The organism is Campylobacter aviculae, from assembly GCF_005406215.1.
Taxonomy (GTDB): domain Bacteria; phylum Campylobacterota; class Campylobacteria; order Campylobacterales; family Campylobacteraceae; genus Campylobacter_D; species Campylobacter_D aviculae.
Genome location: NZ_NXMA01000038.1, coordinates 1 through 2,047, shown reverse-complemented (window position 1 = coordinate 2,047; position 2,047 = coordinate 1). Strand labels below are relative to the sequence as shown.

Annotated in this window: 5 protein-coding genes; 4 read left to right on the top strand and 1 reads right to left on the bottom strand. The window is 31.1% G+C overall.

Annotation, left to right across the window (positions count from 1 at the left end; genetic code table 11):
* The 3 genes from CQA76_RS08835 to CQA76_RS08825 all read left to right on the top strand — a co-directional run.
* A partial coding sequence (locus CQA76_RS08835; protein WP_137623008.1) for a hypothetical protein occupies positions 1 to 693 on the top strand: 693 nt, incomplete at its 5' end.
* Positions 690 to 1,055, top strand: a complete 366-nt coding sequence (locus tag CQA76_RS08830; protein WP_137623007.1) for a DNA repair protein — start codon at positions 690 to 692, stop codon at positions 1,053 to 1,055. The genes CQA76_RS08835 and CQA76_RS08830, both read left to right, overlap by 4 nt.
* A 32-nt stretch (positions 1,056 to 1,087) precedes the next feature.
* Positions 1,088 to 1,363, top strand: a complete 276-nt coding sequence (locus CQA76_RS08825; RefSeq protein ID WP_232364929.1) for a phage tail assembly protein T — start codon at positions 1,088 to 1,090, stop codon at positions 1,361 to 1,363.
* Here the strand turns inward: CQA76_RS08825 and CQA76_RS08820 are convergent.
* Complete coding sequence (locus CQA76_RS08820; RefSeq protein WP_137623006.1) at positions 1,344 to 1,682, bottom strand: hypothetical protein; 339 nt, start codon at positions 1,680 to 1,682, stop codon at positions 1,344 to 1,346. The genes CQA76_RS08825 and CQA76_RS08820 overlap by 20 nt on opposite strands.
* 54 nt (positions 1,683 to 1,736) lie before the next feature.
* Here CQA76_RS08820 and CQA76_RS08815 point away from each other — a divergent pair.
* The coding region (locus tag CQA76_RS08815; protein ID WP_137623005.1) for a hypothetical protein at positions 1,737 to 2,047 on the top strand (311 nt) is incomplete at its 3' end.

Here is a 2,047-nt window from a genome sequence, read left to right as displayed (position 1 = left end):
GGGGTGCATTATCTTGAAAAAGCCTTTGAAGAAAATGAAGAAGTATTTATTATCGTTGAGGTCAATGATGAGAGAAAAACCACACTTAAGATAAAAATGAAACTCACAGGCTTTGAACTTCAAAGCGAAGCCAATAACAAATTCAGTGCAAATATCACCGCTGAAAAAATCGGCGAGTCAAAAGACATCACCCCTTTTAGATTTGAAGAAGGAGAAGAGGTAGAACACACTACAAAAGCTTTAAAAATAGGGGAGGTTTTAGAAGATAAAAAAGGCAAAATTGTTTATTACTATGCCAAAGAAAGCACACTAACTAAACCTCAAATAAACGATGAAAGATTGGTTTATGTTTTTGATGCTATTCGTGGAGTTGTGCCAAATCCTAGCACACAAACCTTTAATGAAAAAGAAGAGTTTGTTACAATAAAACAAGCAGAAGCTAAATGGCAAAAAGAAAGTGATGCTATCCACGAAACCCAAAACGAACCCGTAAAAGATCAAGCTTATGAAGATTTAAAAGGCAAGATCATTTATTTTTATCCAATTCCTTTAAGCCTTAGCTATCCAGCTAACAATGATACACGTAAAAAATACACTATAGATGCAAGCACAGGTGTAGCCAGTGAAGCAGAAGAACAAAGCTTTTTAAACAACACCTTTACTACCACATCAAAACAAAAGGCTAAAAAATGAAATTCAATGATTTTTTAAAACAACACTCTTTAGGAGAAAAAGAAATTTCAATCGAAGGCATAGATGAAAAATTTAAAATCCGTCAGCTTTCTATGGTCGAGCAATTAGAAATTATGGAAAGAAATAAAATTGAAATTCAAGATGAAAATCAAGGTAAAAATCAAAAAATCAATCTTGATCTTATCAAAAGAAATTCAAATTTTAAAAAAGATATCATACTCACTGCTTTACTTGAACCAAAGGTTGATGAAAAAATCATCGACAATCTAAACCAAGAAGGTTTAAAAGTTTTTGCACAGCTTGCAGAGGAGATTTTAAAATTCACAAATGACGCCCCAAAGCAAGAGAGCAAGGACGATTAAAATACCGCCTCGCCCTTGCTCTTGGGCGTAGCGTGGGCGAACTTGAAAGAACCATCACACAAGCTGAATTTAATGAATGGATGTATTTTTTCAGCCATGAACCCTTAGCAAGTGAAAAAAATGAAATTCAAATGAATATTTTGTTGAGTATGTTAGCCTCATTTATGGGCGTTAAATGCAATCAAGATGAATTTTTACTAAGCACTCATTTAAAATCAGAACATATTGATCAAAATAACAAAGAAAATTTAGATATCAAAAAACTTCAAGAAGATGTTTTGAAATTTTTTAGGATAAAAGATGATTGATTTCTATATTAAATTCTTTTTCATTAGGATAATCTTGCAGGATTTGTTTAAATTGTTTCGTGAAACCTTCACTAAAAATATTATTTTGCACCGCAAAATGCAAACAAGAAGCACTCATAAGAACGCTTTTTGTTTGTTTATTTTTTGCAAAATCACAAACTGCATTTTTAAACTTATAAAGTTCATCTTTGTAATTTTCATAATCTTTAAGAAATTGTTGTTTTTTAAAAAGCTTTTTACTTGCATTTCGCATAAGAAAAAAGACAAGCAGCAAAAATACAAAACCACCAAAACTAAGGGGTGTGTAACTATAAAACATATTTTTCAAACTCCTTTTTCAAATTCTAACCAAATCAAACTAAAGGAAACATAAATGGCAAAAAATGTTAAAGTTGGCGTCAGTGTCGATACAAATGAAGGTGTTGTTAGTGTTCAAAAACTCAATAAAGGTTTTAGCGGTTTAAACCAAACAACACAAAACACAAGAAAATATTTAAAAGAAACAGAACAAAGCTTTTTAAGTCTTTCAAAAAGCATTTTAGATATGAATGCACATTTAGTTCAAGCTTATCAAGGTTGTAAAAATTTATTTTTAGATATAAAAGATTTTGGAAGCTCTTTTATTGATGCGAGTAAAGCCTTTGAAACTGCAAAAACACAACTGGCTTTCATTACAGCAACCAC